The 17204-nt window shown below is 74.6% G+C and carries 17 protein-coding genes; 4 read left to right on the top strand and 13 right to left on the bottom strand.

What is annotated here, in order from left to right; translation table 11 throughout:
- Position 1 precedes the first annotated feature (1 nt).
- A complete protein-coding gene (gene recN, locus WMF31_RS31210) occupies positions 2-1699 on the top strand; it encodes a DNA repair protein RecN (RefSeq protein ID WP_436605434.1) in 1698 nt (565 codons plus the stop codon).
- 116 nt (positions 1700-1815) lie between these two features.
- Here recN and WMF31_RS31205 read toward each other — a convergent pair whose 3' ends face one another.
- The 3 genes from WMF31_RS31205 to WMF31_RS31195 form a co-directional block, all read right to left on the bottom strand.
- The gene (locus WMF31_RS31205) at positions 1816-3306 is read right to left on the bottom strand and encodes an FAD-dependent thymidylate synthase (RefSeq protein ID WP_436605433.1); all 1491 of its coding nucleotides are present in this window, start codon (positions 3304-3306) and stop codon (positions 1816-1818) included.
- A gap of 199 nt (positions 3307-3505) precedes the next feature.
- Positions 3506-4324 carry a type I methionyl aminopeptidase gene (map, locus tag WMF31_RS31200; protein WP_436605432.1) on the bottom strand — a complete coding sequence of 273 codons (819 nt, stop codon included), beginning with the start codon at positions 4322-4324 and terminating at the stop codon, positions 3506-3508.
- Positions 4321-4914: a cobalamin ABC transporter substrate-binding protein gene (locus WMF31_RS31195; protein ID WP_436605431.1), complete on the bottom strand. Its 594-nt coding sequence runs from the start codon at positions 4912-4914 to the stop codon at positions 4321-4323. Before WMF31_RS31195 ends, map begins: the two co-directional genes overlap by 4 nt.
- Positions 4915-5174: 260 nt before the next feature.
- Between WMF31_RS31195 and WMF31_RS31190 the strand changes: the two genes are divergently transcribed.
- Positions 5175-6008 (top strand): hypothetical protein, encoded by an 834-nt coding sequence (locus WMF31_RS31190; protein WP_436605430.1) that lies wholly within the window; start codon positions 5175-5177, stop codon positions 6006-6008.
- A 142-nt stretch (positions 6009-6150) separates the two neighbouring features.
- Here WMF31_RS31190 and WMF31_RS31185 read toward each other — a convergent pair whose 3' ends face one another.
- The 10 genes from WMF31_RS31185 to WMF31_RS31140 form a co-directional block, all read right to left on the bottom strand.
- Positions 6151-6414 carry a NifU family protein gene (locus WMF31_RS31185; RefSeq protein ID WP_436605429.1) on the bottom strand — a complete coding sequence of 88 codons (264 nt, stop codon included), beginning with the start codon at positions 6412-6414 and terminating at the stop codon, positions 6151-6153.
- Positions 6415-6628: 214 nt separating this feature from the next.
- On the bottom strand, positions 6629-7510 hold the full coding sequence (locus WMF31_RS31180) for a hypothetical protein (RefSeq protein ID WP_436605428.1): 882 nt from the start codon (positions 7508-7510) through the stop codon (positions 6629-6631).
- 53 nt (positions 7511-7563) lie between these two features.
- On the bottom strand, positions 7564-8937 hold the full coding sequence (locus WMF31_RS31175; RefSeq protein ID WP_436605427.1) for a hypothetical protein: 1374 nt from the start codon (positions 8935-8937) through the stop codon (positions 7564-7566).
- The gene (locus WMF31_RS31170) at positions 8934-9863 is read right to left on the bottom strand and encodes a hypothetical protein (protein WP_436605426.1); all 930 of its coding nucleotides are present in this window, start codon (positions 9861-9863) and stop codon (positions 8934-8936) included. The genes WMF31_RS31175 and WMF31_RS31170 overlap by 4 nt, the downstream gene beginning before the upstream one ends.
- 197 nt (positions 9864-10060) lie before the next feature.
- Positions 10061-10546 (bottom strand): serine/threonine protein kinase, encoded by a 486-nt coding sequence (locus WMF31_RS31165; protein ID WP_436605425.1) that lies wholly within the window; start codon positions 10544-10546, stop codon positions 10061-10063.
- Positions 10547-10559: 13 nt separating this feature from the next.
- Positions 10560-11273: a DUF4349 domain-containing protein gene (locus tag WMF31_RS31160; protein ID WP_436605424.1), complete on the bottom strand. Its 714-nt coding sequence runs from the start codon at positions 11271-11273 to the stop codon at positions 10560-10562.
- A gap of 349 nt (positions 11274-11622) precedes the next feature.
- Positions 11623-12198 (bottom strand): CDP-alcohol phosphatidyltransferase family protein, encoded by a 576-nt coding sequence (locus WMF31_RS31155; protein ID WP_436605423.1) that lies wholly within the window; start codon positions 12196-12198, stop codon positions 11623-11625.
- A 134-nt stretch (positions 12199-12332) separates the two neighbouring features.
- Entirely contained in the window at positions 12333-12767 is a 435-nt protein-coding gene (locus tag WMF31_RS31150; RefSeq protein ID WP_436605422.1) for a universal stress protein, read from the bottom strand.
- Positions 12768-13045: 278 nt separating this feature from the next.
- Entirely contained in the window at positions 13046-13483 is a 438-nt protein-coding gene (locus WMF31_RS31145; protein ID WP_436605421.1) for a DUF4398 domain-containing protein, read from the bottom strand.
- Positions 13484-13490: 7 nt separating this feature from the next.
- Positions 13491-13847: a DUF4398 domain-containing protein gene (locus WMF31_RS31140; protein ID WP_436605420.1), complete on the bottom strand. Its 357-nt coding sequence runs from the start codon at positions 13845-13847 to the stop codon at positions 13491-13493.
- 363 nt (positions 13848-14210) lie between these two features.
- Between WMF31_RS31140 and WMF31_RS31135 the strand changes: the two genes are divergently transcribed.
- Both WMF31_RS31135 and WMF31_RS31130 read left to right on the top strand, forming a co-directional pair.
- Positions 14211-16010, top strand: a complete 1800-nt coding sequence (locus tag WMF31_RS31135) for a serine/threonine-protein kinase (protein WP_436605419.1) — start codon at positions 14211-14213, stop codon at positions 16008-16010.
- A gap of 197 nt (positions 16011-16207) precedes the next feature.
- Positions 16208-17203, top strand: a complete 996-nt coding sequence (locus WMF31_RS31130; RefSeq protein WP_436605418.1) for a DUF362 domain-containing protein — start codon at positions 16208-16210, stop codon at positions 17201-17203.
- Position 17204: the final 1 nt, after the last annotated feature.

Raw genomic sequence — 17204 nt, 5'->3', positions numbered from 1 at the left:
TGTGCTGGTCGCGCTTCGGGTCAAGAACTTCATCCTGATGGACGCCCTCGAGCTCCGCCTCGAGCCCGGGTTCAACGTGCTCACCGGCGAGACGGGCGCGGGCAAGTCGATCGTCGTGGGCGCGCTCTCGCTGGTCCTCGGCGGCCGCGCGAGCGCCGAGCAGGTCCGCCCCGGCGCGGACGAGGCCGAGATCGAGGCGCTGTTCGACGTGCGGAGCTCCGATCGCGTGATGGCGATGCTCGACGCCGCCGGCATCGCGGGCGACGGCGAGCTCGTGATCCGCCGCGTGGTCCAGGGAACCGGCCGCTCGCGCGCCTACCTGAACGGCCGCCTCTGCACCGCGGGCGAGCTCCAGGCGCTCGCCCCGGAGCTCGCCGACGTCGCCTCGCAGCACGAGAGCGTCGCGCTCACCGATCCGGCGACGCACCTCGGCTACCTCGATCGCTTCGGCCGGCTCGTGGCCGCGCGCAGCGAGCTCGCGGCGGACGTCAGCGAGCTCGAGGCGCTCTCGGCCGAGCTCAGGGCCGCGCGCGAGCTGGAGCGCGGCCGCGGCGAGCGCGAGGCGTTCCTCTCCTTCCAGCTCCAGGCCATCGACGCGCTGTCGCCGCGCCCCGGCGAGCTCGCCGATCTCGCGGCCGAGCGCAACCGGCTCCGCCACGCCGGCCGCCTGCACGACATCACCCTGCGCGCGGCCTCGCGCCTCGATCAGGGCGAGGACGCCCTGTGCGACGAGCTCGCGCGCCTCGCCTCGGAGCTCCGCGCCGCCGCGGAGATCGATCCCGCCCTCGACGCCGTCGCCCGCGCGGTCGACGGCTGCTGGACGGAGCTCAGCGAGGCGGCCCGGGAGATCACCCGGTACGCCGAGCGCGCGGAGGCCGATCCCGATCGCCTCGCCGAGATCGAGGATCGCATGTATCGCCTCGAGGGCCTGCTCCGGCAGCACGGCCCCACGATCGACGACGTGCTCGCGGCGCGGGAGCGCCTCGCGGCGGAGCTCGAGCAGCTCGCGGGGGTCGAGAGCCACGTCGCGGAGCTCGAGCGTCGGCGCGACGCCCTGCTCGCGGTCGCCGCCGAGCGGGCCCGCAAGCTGTCGGCGAAGCGCCGCAAGGCCGGCGAGAAGCTCGGCGCCGCGATCTCCGCGGAGCTCGCCGAGCTCGGCATGGGCGGCGCGCGCGTCGTCGTGGACGTCGCGCCGCACGGCGGCGATCGCGCCGAGCTCGTCGTCGACGGCGCCCGCCTCGGCCAGGACGGGATCGACCGCGTCGAGTTCCTCATCTCGCCGAACAAGGGGATCGAGCCGCGCCCCTTGCGCCGCATCGCCTCGGGCGGCGAGCTGTCGCGCGCGCTCCTCGCGCTGAAGCGCGTGCTCGCGGAGTGCGGCCCGGCCGGGCTCTACGTCTTCGACGAGGTGGACAGCGGCGTCGGCGGCGCGGTCGCCGACAAGATCGGGCGCGCGATCGGCGACGTCGCGCGCCACCACCAGGTGCTCTGCATCACCCACCTGGCGCCCATCGCTGCGTTCGCGAGCGCGCACTTCGTCGTCGCGAAGGAGAACGCGGGCGGGATCGCGAAGAGCTACGTCACGCGCGTGGACAAGAAGGATCGGGTCGCCGAGGTGGCGCGGATGCTGTCGGGCGCGAAGGTGACCGGCGCGTCGCTGAAGGCGGCGACGGAGCTCATCGAGGCGGCGCGGCTCTGAGGGGCGCGGCCGGGCGCCCCGCGGCGGCGCGGCGCTGACGCCGCGCTGCCGGGGGCGCCGCGCTGCCAGGTGCGCCGCGCTGCCGCGTGCGCCGCGCTGCCGCGCGCCTCCCCGCCTCAGCTCCGCGCGAGCGCGTAGTCGTTCAGGTCGACGCGGATCAGGTCCTTGAGCCAGGGGTGCACGGTGATCGCCGTGCGGTACAGCCCCTGGGCGATGCGCCGGTAGCTCGTGTGCCCCTGCTTCGCCGAGCGGAGCTCGATGACGTGGAAGAGCTCGCGCAGGTTCAGCGTCCAGAGCGTCCTCACGCGGAAGCCGAGCGGCACGGCGTACTGCGCCTCCAGCGGGTAGCGCCCCTCGATCGCGTGCCACGCGTCGCGCGCGGCGAGCATCGCGTCCTGGTAGGCCTCGGCGTGGCCGAGCTCGGACAGGGCCTGCGGCGTCTCGAAGCCGAGCCGGCAGGTGAGCCGCTGCGTCGCGGGCGTCAGCATCCGGTGGCGCTGCAGGTCGCGGTACGCGCCGTAGTCGAGCATGAGCTCGAAGGTCATGGTGGACGCCTCGAAGGCGCGCGGCGGCGCGTCGTGCGGGCCGCGCTTCTCGCACGCCGCCCGCGCGATGGCGATGAGCTCCGGCAGCGTCGCGCGGCGGAGCGCGTCGCCCAGGTTGTAGGCGTGCACGCCCGGATCGCTGCCGTCGTACGCGAGCGCCAGCGCGATGCGCTCCAGCGCGTCCTTGTCGTGGCGCACCAGCCGGACGGGCTGGCTTATCACCATCGTCGCGCTCACGCCCTCCTCCGGCGGCGTGTAGATCCGCTGCATGGCCGCGGCGACCGTCGCCGAGAGCTCCCTCCGGAGCTCGTTCGGCGCGGCGTACTTGACCAGCGTCGGCGTCACGAAGCGCGCCGCCGCGTGCATCTCGCGGGCGACCCTGCGCACCTCTTCCAGAGGGTGCGACAGCATCTTCGTGAGCAGGACCTCCATCGCCCGCGCGTTCGCGGTCAGGCCGATGTTCGTCCGCGCCCCCGCCGGCAGGAGGCCGCGCAGCAGATCGCACGCCTGCGCGCGCAGCGCCGCCTTGTAGGCGCCGTCCGACATCGTCTCGGGCTTCGGCGCGCGCTCCCTCAGCCGCTCGGTGACCTTCGGGACCAGGTCGAGGTAGGCCGCGAAGAGCCGCTCGCAGGCGGCCCGGTACCGGGCGCCGTGCTCGGCGTCGAGCTCCGGCAGGTCGACGAACGCGTGCTGATCGAAGACGACGTAGCGCGTGCTCTTCTCGGTGAACGAGCCGAGCCGCAGGTCCTCGATCACCTTGGAGGCGACGATGCTGACGTTCTCGATCGCGAGGTGCACCACGGCGTGCTCCGCGACCGAGGCGTGGCCGTAGCCGACGACCCATTTCTCATGGAAGCTCCGCGCCTTCTCCGACGCGAACGCGAGCCCGCGCCGCGGCGCGTCGCCCCCCTCGGGCGCCACGTCGATCTCCGCGTCGCCGAGCAGGCGGGCGAGGTTGGTCCGCAGATCGTCGCGGCTGCGCGAGTAGTACGCGAACAGGACCGCGATGACCTCCTCGGGCAGACCCGACAGCGAAAAGACGTCGGCCGTCAGGCTCGACACATACGGCGCGATTCTGGCACGAGACGCTTCGTCCAAGGCCATGCCCCTGCTTCTACCCTTATTCTCCCGTCGATCGGGCGACAAAACTCGGTTTCCCATCGCCGCTTCGCGCGGTGCCTCGGCCCCCCCTGGCCGGGGCAGCCGGCGCGCGGAGCGCGGCGCTGTGCGATGTGGCGGAGAGGGCCGCGGGGCCGCATCGTCAGAGCGCCCGCGCGGCGGAGACGACGAACGGATCGGGGAAGATCTCGCTGTTCGCGAGCGGCCGGTTGCGGCGGGTCAGGATCTCGCAGCCGCTCTTGGTGACGACGATGGTGTGCTCGAACTGCGCCGACAGCGATCGATCGGCCGTCAGCGCGGTCCACTTGTCCTCCATCACCTCGACCTCGTAGGTGCCGAGGTTGATCATCGGCTCGATCGTGAAGCACATCCCGGCGCGGAGCCGGAGGCCGCTGCCATACTTGCCGACGTGCGAGACCTGCGGCGCCTCGTGGAAGCGCCGCCCGATGCCGTGGCCCACGAACGCCCGCACCACGGAGCAGCCCTCGCCCTCCGCGAACTCCTGGATGGCCGCCCCGATGTCGCCGAGGCGCGCCCCGTCCCGGACCTGGGCGATGCCGAGCGCGAGGCAGCGCCGCGACACCTCGGTCACGTGCTTCGCCTCAGGCGACGGCTTGCCGATGTAGAACGTCGCGGAGGTGTCGCCGTAGAAGCCGTTGTAGATCGTGGTGACGTCCACGTTGATGATGTCGCCCGGCTCGAGCGCGCGATCGCACGGGATCCCGTGGCAGACCACCTCGTTGATCGAGGTGCAGACGCTCTTCGGGAACCCGTGATAGTTGAGCGGCGCGGGGTAGCCGCCGCGGCGGAGCGTGTCCTCGTGGACGAAGGTGTTGATGTCCTCGGTGGTGATGCCGGCGCGGATCATGTCGCCGACCCCGAGGAGCGTCTCCGCCGCCATCTGGGAGGCCACGCGGAGGGCGTCGACCTCCTTGACTGTCTTGATGCTCACATTGCTCACGGCGCGGACAGCTCCCCGAGGGCGACGGCTTCGTGGACGGCCGCCGCGACCTCGGCTGTATCGGGTGAAAGGTGCCAGTGGATCTCCGGCTCGCCGGCCTCGCCGGCGAAGCGTCGGATGAAGGCGATGAAGGTGAACCCGCGGAGCCGAGCGTCGACCGCCTTGGCGACGCCGTACGCGCGGCTCGATGGACGGATGTGGAGCTCGAACGCCCGATCCGGCACCCGGGGTGTGGCCAGGGGAGGGTAGCCGACCTGGATCCCGAGGTGATAGGTGCTCTGCTCGCCGATCGACTCGACCGTCACCGTGTTGACGCGGACCCGCGCGACCACGTCCGCGGTCTGTGCCCGCTCCCGGAGGAACCGGTCGGAGCGGGGGGAGGGGCCGTCCAGGGAGAAGCCCACGGCGGCGGGATCGATGTTGTCGTCGAAGACGTCGCGGTCGTGCCCCTCCCAGGGGAGGAGGCCGGCCAGCGGATCGGCGTGCGTCGCGGACCGATCCTGCGCCGCGGCGCAGCCGGCGGCCGGGCCGACGGCGGCCAGCAGGGCGAGCGCGAGGCGCGGGAAAACAGCACCGGCACGGGGGATCATCCTTGGGGCCGGTGCTCGTAGCACGTCGGCCCGTCCTTGTCAGGACGGCCGGACCCCGGATGGACGCGGAGGGATCCATCGCTCCATCGATCCGGCCGGGCGATCGTCCAACGGCCGCGGGCCACCGGGTCGGCCCTGGGACCTATTCTCCCGTCGTTACGCCGGTGCTAGCGTTCCCAGGCTTACCGGGCGGGGCATCCTGACTTTTTGCATCGCATGCAGCGCAGGGCATGGGGCCTGCGCCGGCCGGAGGAAGAACGATGAAAGCGAAGAGGCTCCTGGGAGCAGCGTTGGCCGTGGGCCTGGGCCTTGCGGCGATCACGAGCACGACCGGGGCGGCGGCCCAGCCGAAGGGGAAGAGCGCCGCTACGGCCCGGCCAGCCGAGTCGCCGGCGACGAAGAAGACCATCGCGCTGAGCCCGAAGGGAATCGCGTGGGGGATGAGCACCAAGCAGGTCGCGGCCGTCATCGACAAGATGCTCGATGCGGCCTACGTGCCGCGTTACAAGGCGACGTCGCCCGGCGTGAGGATGAGGGCGCTCGACGCCGAGCTCGCCGAGGAGAAGAGCGCGTTCCGCCGCAGCCGCATCGATTTCGGCAAGCTGCCGACCGGCGTCGACGCGACGCCGCTCAAGGGGGAGTACACGTACCTCAACAAGGAATCGATGATGACGCTGAGCCGCGCGGGCATGAAGCGGCACTTCTTCTTCATCCAGGACAGGCTCTGGAAGATCATCGACGAGCACACGCTTGGGGAGGGCAGTCCCCGCGGGAAGGATTACCAGTCCGCCGTGGTCCAGCTCGCGAAGATCTTCGGGGTCCCCGGCCGCGTGATCCCGCCCGATCCGGACAAGGGCCGCTACGTCACCGAGGTCGACTGGAAGGACGCGGCCACGCATTTTCGCGCGATCGAGCGGGGCGAGACCGCCATCGCGTTCGCCTACGAGGACCTGGTGACGCTGAGCAGCCTCGACTCGCTCCGTCCCAACAAGCCGGTCGACGCCAACGCGATCGACCCGGTCGTCGCCTCCGCCGTCCGCAAGGACGAGCCGCCCGCGCCCCCTCCCTCCGAGAAGCCCGCCAAGAAGAAGTAATCCGCGGCGCCCCCGCCGGAGGGTGGAGGGGCCCGTGGGGGCTCCCCGGAGGGGCTGGAGTGGAGGCGAGCCACGACAGGGGCTCGCCGGAACGCAGGCCCCGGAGGGGAGCCCCCACGGGCCCCTCCACCCCCCGAGCCACTCAGATCGGGGAGGCGCCGTCGGGGACGCGCATGCCGTTCGTCACCACCACCCGGGCCGACGGGGCGACCGCGAGCACGGCCGGCTCGATCACGGCGCGCGCGGTGAGCATGGCTCCCGGGCAGCCCGAGCAGGAGCCGGCGAGGTGGAGCGTCAGGTGATCGGGCTCGACGGCCACGATGTAGAGCTCACCGCCGTCGGCGCGGATGAGCGGCGCGATGACCTCGCGGCAGACCTTGAGAAGCTGATCGATGGAAGCCGGCATGGGGGGAGCTCGGCAGCGCGAGAGCGCGAGCCAGTCGCGACAGACTAGCACGGTCGCGCTCGATGGGGACATTGCCCTGCCCCCGCGGCGGCCCGGAATCGAGCCTGTGCGGCCGCCGGGGCGTGCGGCCCGTGGTCGGGAGGATCGAGCCTGTGTGGCGCCGGGGCGTGCGGCCCGTGGTCGGGAGGAGCGTGGGGCCGGGCGCGGCCGGCGGTCAGAGCGTGGACACGAGCGCGGCGACGCCCGCGTCGGGCGCGAGCTCCGGCGTGCGCTGCGCCGCGGCGCCGAAGGTGCGGCCCGTGATCTCCACCGTGCCGCTCCAGGGACCCGAGGCGGTCTTCGCCGAGAGGTCCAGCTTCTCGAGGGCCTCGGTGTTGACGTCGGGCGTCACCGGTCCGCCGTACGCCTTCGCGCCCTTCCAGGCGAAGACGTAGAGCAAGGGGATCGACTTCAGCCCGTCCCGCTTCGCGAGCTCGGCGATCTCGTGCTTGGCCGCCTCCTGCAGGCGGTAGGCATAGGCGCGGAACGACCAGCCCGTGACGAAGAGACCCTTGAGCTCGCTCCCGCTCCCCTGGACCGGGTGCACGGCGACCCACTGGAGATCCGGCCCGTTCCTGACGCCGCGCATCTCCTGCATCTCGCCGAAGGCCTCGACGACCCCGCTGCCCGGCGCCAGCACCTTCCGGAGCTCCGGGAACGCGGCCAGGACCGACCGGTTGGCGAGCATGTCCGGATCGGCCTCGCTGCGGAGCACGGTGCCGCTCGGATCGGCGAACGAGAAGAAGGTGCCCTTCGCGACCTGGAGATCCTTCACCGACGCGCGCGCGCCGGCGATCGCCCTCTGGAGGGCGAGCAGGTTCGCCCCGGGATCGACGTCCGTGAGCTCCGCGAGCTTTTGCGAGCCCGCAGGGAGGCCGGTCCGCACCTGACGGACGTCCTCCGCGACGACGGGGGCGAGCTTGGCGCAGAGCTCCGCGGCGTGCTTCTGCGAGGTCTTGCCGTCGTCCTGACACCCGGTCACGAGGGCCGCGGCCAGGGCCCAGCCGAGCACGAGGGGCCTGCTGGCCCGTTCAGCGGACGTGGAGGAGCGCATCATCGAGAACGACTCTCCAGGAGGAGCGGAGTTCCATCGAGCAGTACCATGGCTCCTCAAAGGGTTTCCGGTGTGACGAACACGACTTCCACCCGGGCGTTGCGGGCGCGCTCGCCGCCGGTGGGGTCGACGACCGGGGCGGCGGCCCCCGCGAGGAACGGCGCGATGGGCGGGCCCTGGGGAGCGGCGCCCGCGGTCGCGCCCTGCGCCGGCCTGAGGGCACGGACGACGGCGTCGGCGCGCGCCGCCCACGCGGGCGCTTCTCGCTCGCCGAGCTCCCGGTCCGAGTGCACGACGACGGCGACGGGGAAGGCGGGGTGCGCCGCCGAGACCCGCGCGAGATCGCGGAGGCGGGCCTCGCCGGCCCGGGTGAGCGTGCCCCCGGCGAACAGCCCGCGCAGGGTGACCACGATGCCGCGGTCGTCGCGGACGGGCGACCAGGTGCCCGCGGCCGAGAGGTCCGCGAGGAGCGCGTCGCCCACGCCGGGCGCGCGGCTCACCGGCGTGGCCGCGCGGCGCGCGGCGGTCAGCACGGCGAGGCAGCCTGCCCGTGCGCGGGAGGCCTGGTCGATGGGGGTCGGCGCCGCGCGGGCGGGGCCGCCCGCCTCCGCGAGGCTCGCGTCGAGCTTCTTGATCGCGGCGGTCGCCTCCTCGAGCTGCGTCACGAGCGCGGCGTCCCGCGGCGCTGTGTCCGGCTGCGCCTGGGCGGCGGCGGTGCCGGGCTGGGCCACGGCGGCGGCGGTGCCGGGCTGGGCGGCGGCGGTGCCGGATTGCGCCTGGACGGCGGCGGCGGCGGACTCGGCAGGGGCGGTGGTGTCGGGCTGCTCCGGCGCGATCAGGAGGCGGGCTGCGCCGCACAGGAGGCGGGCCTGGAGCGCGAGCGAGCGCGCTGCGGCGAGGCGCGCCCGCTCGCGCGCCGGGTCGGCCTTGCCGGAGGGGACCACGGGCTGCGCATCGCGTGCGACCTTGGTCCGCATGTCGAGCGCCTCGATCTCGGCCGCGACGCGCGTCTGCTCGGCCTCGAGGGCCGAGAGCGACGCCTCTCTGTCCGCGCCCTGCGCCTTCGCCTCGGCCTCGGCGGCCTCGGCCCGGGCCACCCGCGAGAGCGCGTGGGCGTGCGCGTGCGCGGCGATGGCGTGCTCGCCGAGGATCTGCGCCCCGGCGCCATCGCCTTGGTCGAACGCGGCGAGCGCCTCGCGGCGCAGCTTCTCTGCCCGGGCAAACGCGCCGGGCGCATGGCGCCTTGACTCGGCTGCCGCTGCTCCGGCGCGGACGTGGTCGAGCTCGTCGAGCACGGCGGGCCGCGGGATCGGCGCGCACGCGCCGAGGAGCGCGCCCACGGCGGCGAGCCCTCCGAGCCGACGCGCGCCCCCGGCGAGCCCTCCGAGCCGACGCGCGCCCCCGATCCCTCCGAGCCTGCGCGCGCTCACGGCGTGCCCCCCTTGCTCGCGGGAGCCGCCGGTCCGGCGGCCTGCCCGCTCCCCTTTTGTCCTTCGCCCTGCGCGGCGCGGGGCGCGCGTTGCGCCCCCGGCGCCGCACGCTTCGCGCCGCCCACGGCCGGCCTCTTGCCCGCCTCGATCCGCTGCGCTTCCGCGTCGGCCGCGGCCTGGGCCGCCGCGCGCGCCTCGGCCTCGACCCGCTCGAGCTCCGCCGCGGCGCGGCCCCGCCGCACCTGCGTCTCCGCCAGCAGCGCGCGCGCCCGATCCATCTTCGTCTCGATCTTGTACGCCCGCTCCGCCGCGTCGACCGCTGCGGCCTCCGCCTCGGCGGCGCGCAACAGGGTCCGGGCCGTCTCCGCCCACTCGAGGGCCAGGGCGTCGAGCCTCCGCGCGTTCGCCGCGTCGCCCGCGACGCGCGCGCCGTGCGCGCGCTGGAGCGCTCGCTTCGCCTGCGCCACGGGCTCGGCCACGACCTTCGCCGCGTTGCTCGCGGGCGCCTTCGCCGCGGCCGCCGTCGTTGCGGACGCCTTCGCCGCGGTGGACTCCGCAGCGGCCGCCGTCGTTGCAGTCGTCGTCGCTGCGGGCGTCTTCGCCGCAGGAGTCTCCTTTGCGACCGCCCTGGAGGAGGGCGTCTCTGCTGCGGTCGTCGTCGTTCCGGCCGGCTCGGCGCGCGGCGCCTCGCCTCCGGGTTGCTGGCCGGCGCCGGGCGGCGGCGCGACGCGCGCTTCCACCTCGCGGAGGATCTGCGCCGCCTTCGCGCCGTCGCCGGCGGGGGGGGTCGGCACCGTGGCGAGCGGCCTCTCGCCGCCGCCGTGCGCCAGGGCACCGCCGCTGCCGAGCGAGGCGGCCACGGTGAGGAGCAGAGCTCGGATCGACCGGCGCCACCGCGCGTCGCAGAGCATGAGGCGGGTTCGCACGTCCGCCAGGTAGCAAACAGGGCTTCCGTGAGCAAGCGCGGCGGCCGAGAGGCGACGCGGCGGCGGCCGACGGCAACGCGGTGGCGACCGACGGCAACGCGGCGGCGGCCGACGGCAACGCGGCGGCGGCCGACGGCAACGCGGCGGCCGCCGATGGCGATGCTGCCGCGCCTCGAGGGCGCGCGCCGGTGCGCGCGTCAGTCCGGCAGGAAATTGCGGATAGACCAGTCGATCTGCTGCTGGTGACGCTCGACCAGGTCCTTCTTGCCGCCGGCCTCGTGGAGGAAGACGTGATCGTCGTCGACGAAGACGGTCAGGTAATAGAGGTGGGCTTCCTTCCCCTCGTCGTGCCCGAAGCGCAGTTGGACGCCCGGCAGCCCGTTCCGGCTCTTCACGTCGCTCTTGCCGAGCAGCGCGTAGCCGCCGCCCTCCCGCAGCCGCTTCTCGACCACGCGCGACCAGAAGGCGAGATCGCCCTCCGGATCGTTCTCGAAGGCGCGGATCGCGAGCACCAGCCCCTCGGCGGTGGTCGCGCGGTACTCGTTCTCGCCGTAGCGGTCGCCGAGGTCGACGAAGCCCGGCGGCGTCGCGGGCGTGAAGGGCCGGCCGCAGCCGAGCAGCGCCGCTGCGCCGGTGAGCGAGGCGAGGAGGACGAAGGCGGCGTGGCGAAGGGAGTGGATCATCGGTGCGCCCAGATCACAGGGTGAGGAGCCGGGAGAGGCCGAGCCGATCGAGCCAGTCGATCGGCAGCCGCGGGCCCGACGGGGTGATGGCCTCCGTGGAGCGCGGCTGGAAGGAGACGGTGAGGGTCGAGAACGCGATCCGGTCGCGCAGGTACTTGAGGCGCCCCTCGAGCCGCTCGAGCTCGCCCGCGACGCGCCCGAGCTCGCGCTCCAGGGCGATCGACTCCTCGATCTTCGTGGCCTTCTCGAGGAGCTTTTCCATGCGATCGCGCACGGCCCTCGCGTTCCGGATGCGGACCTCGAGGTCGAGGAACTCCTCGGTGACGTCCTCCGCGACCACGTTGCGCTGGAGGACGTCGCCGAGCCCCTCGAGGCGCTTCAGCGCCTCGTCGAACCGGGCGGCGGGGACGCGGATGGTGATCGTCCGGTCGTCGCGGCGGGCGAGGAAGCCGCGGAGCTCCCGGGCGAGCGCCTCGACCTTGCCGAGCGACGCGCCCACCTCGAACACGGCCATCGCGATCTGCGCCGTGTAGACGAGGAGGGGCGCGGGGGCCTCGGTCCCCGCGGCGGCGGCCTCCGGCGAGGGCTGCGGGCCCGCGCCGGCCGGCGGCGTGGCGGGCTTCATGGCGGTGGCGGCCGGCGGCGGCGCCGGCGGCGCGGCCTTGGCGAGATCCATCGCGCCGGAGCCCGTGGCGAGATCCTGCGCCTCGCTGGAGGAGATGCGCACGATCCTGGGGCTCCTCTCGGGCGCCGCCGGGGCCATCGTCGGCGCCGCGGCCTGCATCGTGGCCGTGCCCGCGGCGTCGGCGCGCGCCAAGGCGGGGTAGCTGGCGCCCGGCGATCCGGCGCAGGCGGCGTGGGCTGCGAGCAAGGCAAGGAGAGCCCAGGAGGGCGGCGTTCGTCGCATGATGTCCTCGGAGCGTGGGCGCCGATCGGCATGCCCAGAACGCGCCCGGCTCGGGCAACCTTACAGCTTGCGCGACATGCCGCGTTGCCCAGGCGCGGGGGGCGCCGTCGGGGTCAGCGCCGGTACACGCTCGCCGCCGGGCGGGGCCTCGCCGCAAGCCGGCAGCGGCCTAGGCCCCCGCCTCCGGCGGGCTCGCGGCCCCCGCGGGAGCGCGCCGGAGCTGGCGCCCCCAGTACGAAACGCCCGCGGCCGCGCCCGCGAGCGCGGCCGCGGCGAGCATCGCGGGCAGCGCCGCGGGGAGCGCGATCGCCGTCAGGACCGCCGCGAACTGCACCGTCGTGGCGAGCTTGCCCGGGATGTTCGCGCTCGCCGCCGACAGGCGCCTGCCGCGGAAGCGGCGGCTGAGCGCGATCCAGAGCGCGAGCGGCAGCTCGAGGATCTCGCGGGCGAGCAGCGCCGGGATGCCCCAGAGCGGGAGCCTGCCGCTCTGGAGCAGCGTGGCGACCACCGTGAGCGCGAAGACCTTGTCCGCGATCGGATCCACGATCGCGCCGGTGCGGGTCACCTGACCGGAGCGGCGCGCCAGCCAGCCGTCCAGCACGTCGGTGAGGCCGGCGCAGCAGAGGACCGCGAGCGCGAGCGCCGGCCGCGTGGCGACGAACGGGAACAGCGCCGCGAGCGGGAGCCGCGCCAGGCTCATCAGGTTCGGCGGGAGCGCGAGATCGCGCGCAGACAGGGTCGGCATGCGAGGGGATCCTGTGCGCCGCAGCGGCCGGTTGTCCTTGCCCACATCGGGGCCCACATCGGGGGCGGTCGAGCCCGCCCGCGCCCCGGCCGGCCAGCGCGCCGGCCCGCCCCACGAGGGGCGATCGATCCGGATCAGCGCGCCGCGCGCACGGTGAGCACCGGGACGTCGCTCTTCCGGATCACCTGCTCGGCGACGCTCCCGAGGAAGAGGTGCGAGAGACCCCGGCGGCCGTGCGTGCCCATCACGATCATGGCCGCCTTCTCCTCGTCGGCGGCGGCCAGGATCTCGGTCGGCGGATCGCCGTCGCGCAGCAGCGCCCGGAGCCCTCCGGTCTGCGCCGAGAGCTGCTGGACCGCGCGCGACGCGGCGGCGCTCACCTCGGCATGGAACCCGGGCATCAGCGCCGGCTCGAGCCCGGGGTACGTGTAGACCGGGAGCTGGTAGATGTGCAGCAGCACGACCTCGTGCCCCAGCCTCGCGCCGAGGTCCTTCGCGAGCTCGATGGCCTTCAGCGAGGCCTCCTCGAAGTCGACCGGGACCAGAATCACCTTCGCGCGTTCCTTCATGGCCTCTCCTCGATGCGCGGGACCGAGATCCCTTCGATCGTCCGCTGCCCCTGCGGGAGCGCTCGCCTCCCGCGGAGCGTGCCGCGCGCATCTTGGATCCGAACAAGGGGCATTCCCAGGGGAAACTGCTCCGTCGAGCCTGCGCCGACGCCCCGGGCGTTCCACCGCGAACGGCCGCTGCTCGGCGCCTCGTGCCGACCCAGCGATGAGGACGGGCGTCGAGCAGGGGACGGCGCGCGGGCGCGACGCAGGGGCGCGGGCGCGGCGAAGGGGCGCGATCACCTGGCGGTCGGGTCGGCGGGCGCGCGCTCGAGGTCCTCGTCGCCTGGAGGGGCGGGCTCCGCGGCCCCCTGCGCGCTGCCCGCGGCGCGCGCACGGAGCTGCTCCACCGCCTGCCTCCCGCGCGCGAGCGCTCCCAGGTTCATGCGCACGAGCGACGAGAGCAGCGAGCACTGCGCCCTGCGCCGCGCGACGTAGGCGGCGTCGCGCGCCGACCGCGACCGAGGGCGCTCGCGCGCCTCGCGCTCGGCGACCGCGAGCGCCTGCTCGGCCCGCCTCAGCTCGGCGACCGCGAGCGGCGAGAGAGGGCTCTCCTGCGCCTGCACGACCGCGGCGCGCGCCGCGAGGAGCTCGGGCGTCGGGCCGGATCGGGCCGACGCGCACCCCGCGAGCGCCGCGAGCGAGAGGGCCACCACGGACGGGATCCCTGCGCGCACGGCCGCCCTACTCCCGCTGCCCCGCGAGCGCGCTCGCCTGATCCAGCGTGCGGCGCGCGGCGTCGCGCAGCCCCGCCTCCCTCACGATGAGCGTCGAGAGCTCCGCGTCGACCTCCGCCCGGCGCAGGAGCCAGCGCGCTCCTTCCCGATCGCCCAGCGCCAGCCGCCGCCTCGCCTGGGCGAGCTCGCTCCGCGCCAGCGCGAGGTGCATGGCCGCGCGCCGGTCCGCGCCCGCGCCCTCCCGCTCGGCCCCGCGGATCGCCGCCTGCGCGCGGGGGAGCTCGGGCGGCGGCGGCGGCCGGCGGATCGCGGCACACCCGGCGAGCCCCAGCGAGACGATCACGAGCGCGACTCTGGCCAACATTGCGTGGATTCCCGGTCTCGCGGCGCGTCGGTGGAACCGTTGCTCCCGGCGGCGCGCCTGGGATCGCGCCGTGCATCGGGCAGGCCAGCGTGACCGGGCGCGATCGCGCGCCCGAGCCTGCTCGGCGCGAGGGAATGCGGCCGCCCCACGATCCCCATCGCCCGGGGCCGGGCGGCTCGGCGAGGCGCCCCCTGCAGACCCCCTGCGACCACGGCCGTCCCTGTGCGAGGGGTGCCCCTGTGCGACAGGCGACCCGGCAATTCCACCCCCTGCCGCGACCGCCACCCGCCGCGAATAAACCTCCGGCGCCCGTCGTCTTCGAACCGCCGGCTTCTTTCTCCGCGCTCGACGCTTCCGCTACCCTTGGCAATCGCCGTGCCGCTCGTCGACCCGAACCTCCGCACCACCATCGTCCACGCCTTCGCCGTCACGGTGATGGACGAGTCGGGCCGGGTGCGGGATTCGGCGCGCAGCACGGACGATCCGGCGAGCACCAGCAACCGCGGCCCCTCCATCCTGCCCGAGCCCGGCCACATCGTCGGCGGCCTCTACCGCCTGGGACGGCTCCTCGGCCAGGGCATGTTCGGCAAGGTCTACGTCGCCCAGCGCATCGACGTCCCCGAGCACCAGGTCGCGCTCAAGCTGATGCCCCGCTCGCTGTACGCGACGCGCAACGTCGAGCGCGAGCTGGTCATGCTCGCCACCGTCGGCCACCCGCACGTCGTCCAGCTCAAGGACCACGGCATGACCGCCGACTACGTGTGGCTCACCATGCCCGTCTACGAGGGCGAGACCCTCGCCCAGCGCATCGCGCGCAGCCCCCTCGGCATGCGGGAGGCGTACGACATCTTCCTCCCCGTCGCGCGCGGCCTCGAGGCGCTCCACGCCGCCGGGCTCCGGCACCAGGATGTCAAGCCCGACAACATCTTCCTCGCCAGGTTCGCCGGGCGCGTCCACCCCATCCTGCTCGACCTCGGCGTGGCCGCGGAGCGCGAGGCCAGCTTCTGCGCGGGCACGGCGCTCTACGCCTCGCCCGAGCAGCTCCGGGCGCTCAACGGCTTCCCCGGCGCCGTGCCGCTCTCCGAGAAGATGGACACGTACGGGCTCGCCGCGACGCTCCTCTACGCGCTCGTGAACCCGAGGGACTTCCCGGGCGAGGCCGCGCAGACCCGCACCGAGCTCGCCGAGGCGCACGAGATCCGCGCCGACAGGCCGCTCGCCGACAACGCGCTGCCCGCCCTCACGGGGCGGCCGCGCGAGATGTTCCAGGAGGCGCTCCGGCGGTGGCTCGCGCTCGACGCGGTCGATCGCCCCTCCATGACCCGGCTCGCCGAGGAGCTCGACGTGCTGCTCGAGCCGGAGCGCGAGGCCGAGCGCGAGGCCGAGCGGCTGCGGATCAAGCAGAAGACCTCGTACCTGCGCGTGCGCATCGCGGCCGGCGCGATGACGCTCGTCGCCTGCGCGGTCGTGCTGCTCGGCTTCTCGAAGCGCGAGACCCTGCGGCTCGCCAGCGAGCTCGAGCTCGCGCGCCAGAAGGGGGCGGAGTCGTTCGACAAGCTCGACACCTGCGTCGCGTCCCACCAGATCGCCCAGTCCGAGGCGAGCGCGTGCCGCCGCGGGCGCGAGCAGGACCGCGCGGACTTCAACGAGACGCTCGCCGTCCTCCAGAAGAACGGCTCGAGGACCGAGGCGGAGCACGCGCGCCAGATCCAGTCGCTGCACGCGACCCACGCGGCGCGGCTCAGGACGTGCGAGGAGAGCGCCGCGGCCGCGGAGAAGGCGGCCATGGCCGACCGCGAGCGGCTCGCCCAGGTCGAGAAGGCGCGGGCCGCGCTCGTCGTCGAGCGCGACGAGGCGAGGGCGCTCGCCGAGCAGCGCGCCGCCGAGCTCGCCGTGGCCGCGGAGCTGCGCGCCGCCTGCGACGCGGAGCGCGCGAGCTGCGTCGCGGAGCGCGACCGCCTGAGGACCTCCCCGGCAGAGCCCGCCGCCGACCCGGCCTTGCCGGCCTCCCCGGCAGAGCCCGCCGCGAGCGGCGCGCTGCCCGAGCTGCCGCCGCCCGCGGGGAGCGCGCCCGCCGCGCCCGACCAGGGGGGGCCCGCGGCCCCGGCGGCCAGCGCGACGCCCGCGGCCAGCGCGACGCCCGCGGCCAGCGCGTCCCCGTAGCGCCCGCGGCCGCCGCCGGCCGCGGCCGTGGCGCACACCGGCCCCACACCGCCGGCCGCGGCCATGGCGCCCACGGCCGCCGCCGCGCCCACGGCGACCGCGGCGCTCACCGGGCCGGTGAGCGCCGCCGCCCGGGCTGCCTCTGCTTGTGGCGATCGCCCGGGGAGGCTATCCGTAGGCGAGGGAAGGCGAGGGCCATGGGTGATATCTCTCGACGTGAAGTGCTGCGTCGGCTCGGCGCGGCAGGCCTCGTCCTCGGGGGCGCGGCCGGGGTCGCGGCGGCCCGGTGGGATCGCGGGGGCACCGCCAGCGTCGGCGCCGAGCGCCCGCAGACGCGCGATTACCGGATCCGCGAGGCGCCGCCCGAGCTGCCCCAGCTCGTCGTCGCCCGCGCCGCCGGGGCCGGCGCGCTGGTCGAGGGCGCCGCGGACCCCGCCGCCCTGGTCCGCAAGGCGGTGGAGGCGCTCGGCGGGATGCGCCGCTTCATCTCGCGCGGCGACGTCGTGGTCGTGAAGCCGAACATCGGCTGGGATCGCACGCCCATCCACGCCGCCAACACCAACCCCAAGGTCGTCGCCGAGGTGGTGCGCCTCGCCTACGACGCCGGCGCCAAGACCGTCGTCGTGACCGACGCCTCGTGCAACGAGCCGAACCGCTGCTTCCAGCGCTCCGGCATCTGGAAGGCCGCGTACGACGTCGGCGCCGAGGTCGTCCTCCCCGCGGAGCACCGCTTCCGCGGCATGCGCCTGAAGGGCGAGGTGCTCGACGACTGGCCCGTCTACACGCCGCTCGTCAACGCGGACAAGGTCATCAACGTGCCCATCGCGAAGCACCACAACCTGTCCAAGTACACCGCGGCCATGAAGAACTGGTACGGGGCGCTGGGCGGGCGCCGCAACCGGCTCCACCAGAACATCGACGTCTCGATCGCCGATCTCGCGACGTTCATCCAGCCCACGCTCACGATCGTCGACGCCATCCGCGTGCTCATGCGCAACGGGCCGCAGGGCGGGAACGTCGCGGACGCGAAGGACATGCACACGGTGATCGCGACGACCGATCAGGTCGCCGCCGACGCGTACGGCTGCCAGCTCCTCGGCCGCAAGCCCGAGGAGATCCCGTACCTCAAGATGGGCGACGAGCGCGGCCTGGGCACGATGCGCTGGCAGGACCTGCGGCTGGCCGAGGTGTAGC

The organism is Sorangium sp. So ce1036, assembly GCF_051369805.1.
In the GTDB taxonomy this organism is placed as follows: Bacteria; Myxococcota_A; Polyangia; order Polyangiales; family Polyangiaceae; genus Sorangium; species Sorangium cellulosum_F.
Note: the sequence above shows the minus strand (reverse complement) of the source record. Positions and strands in the feature narration are given on the sequence as shown.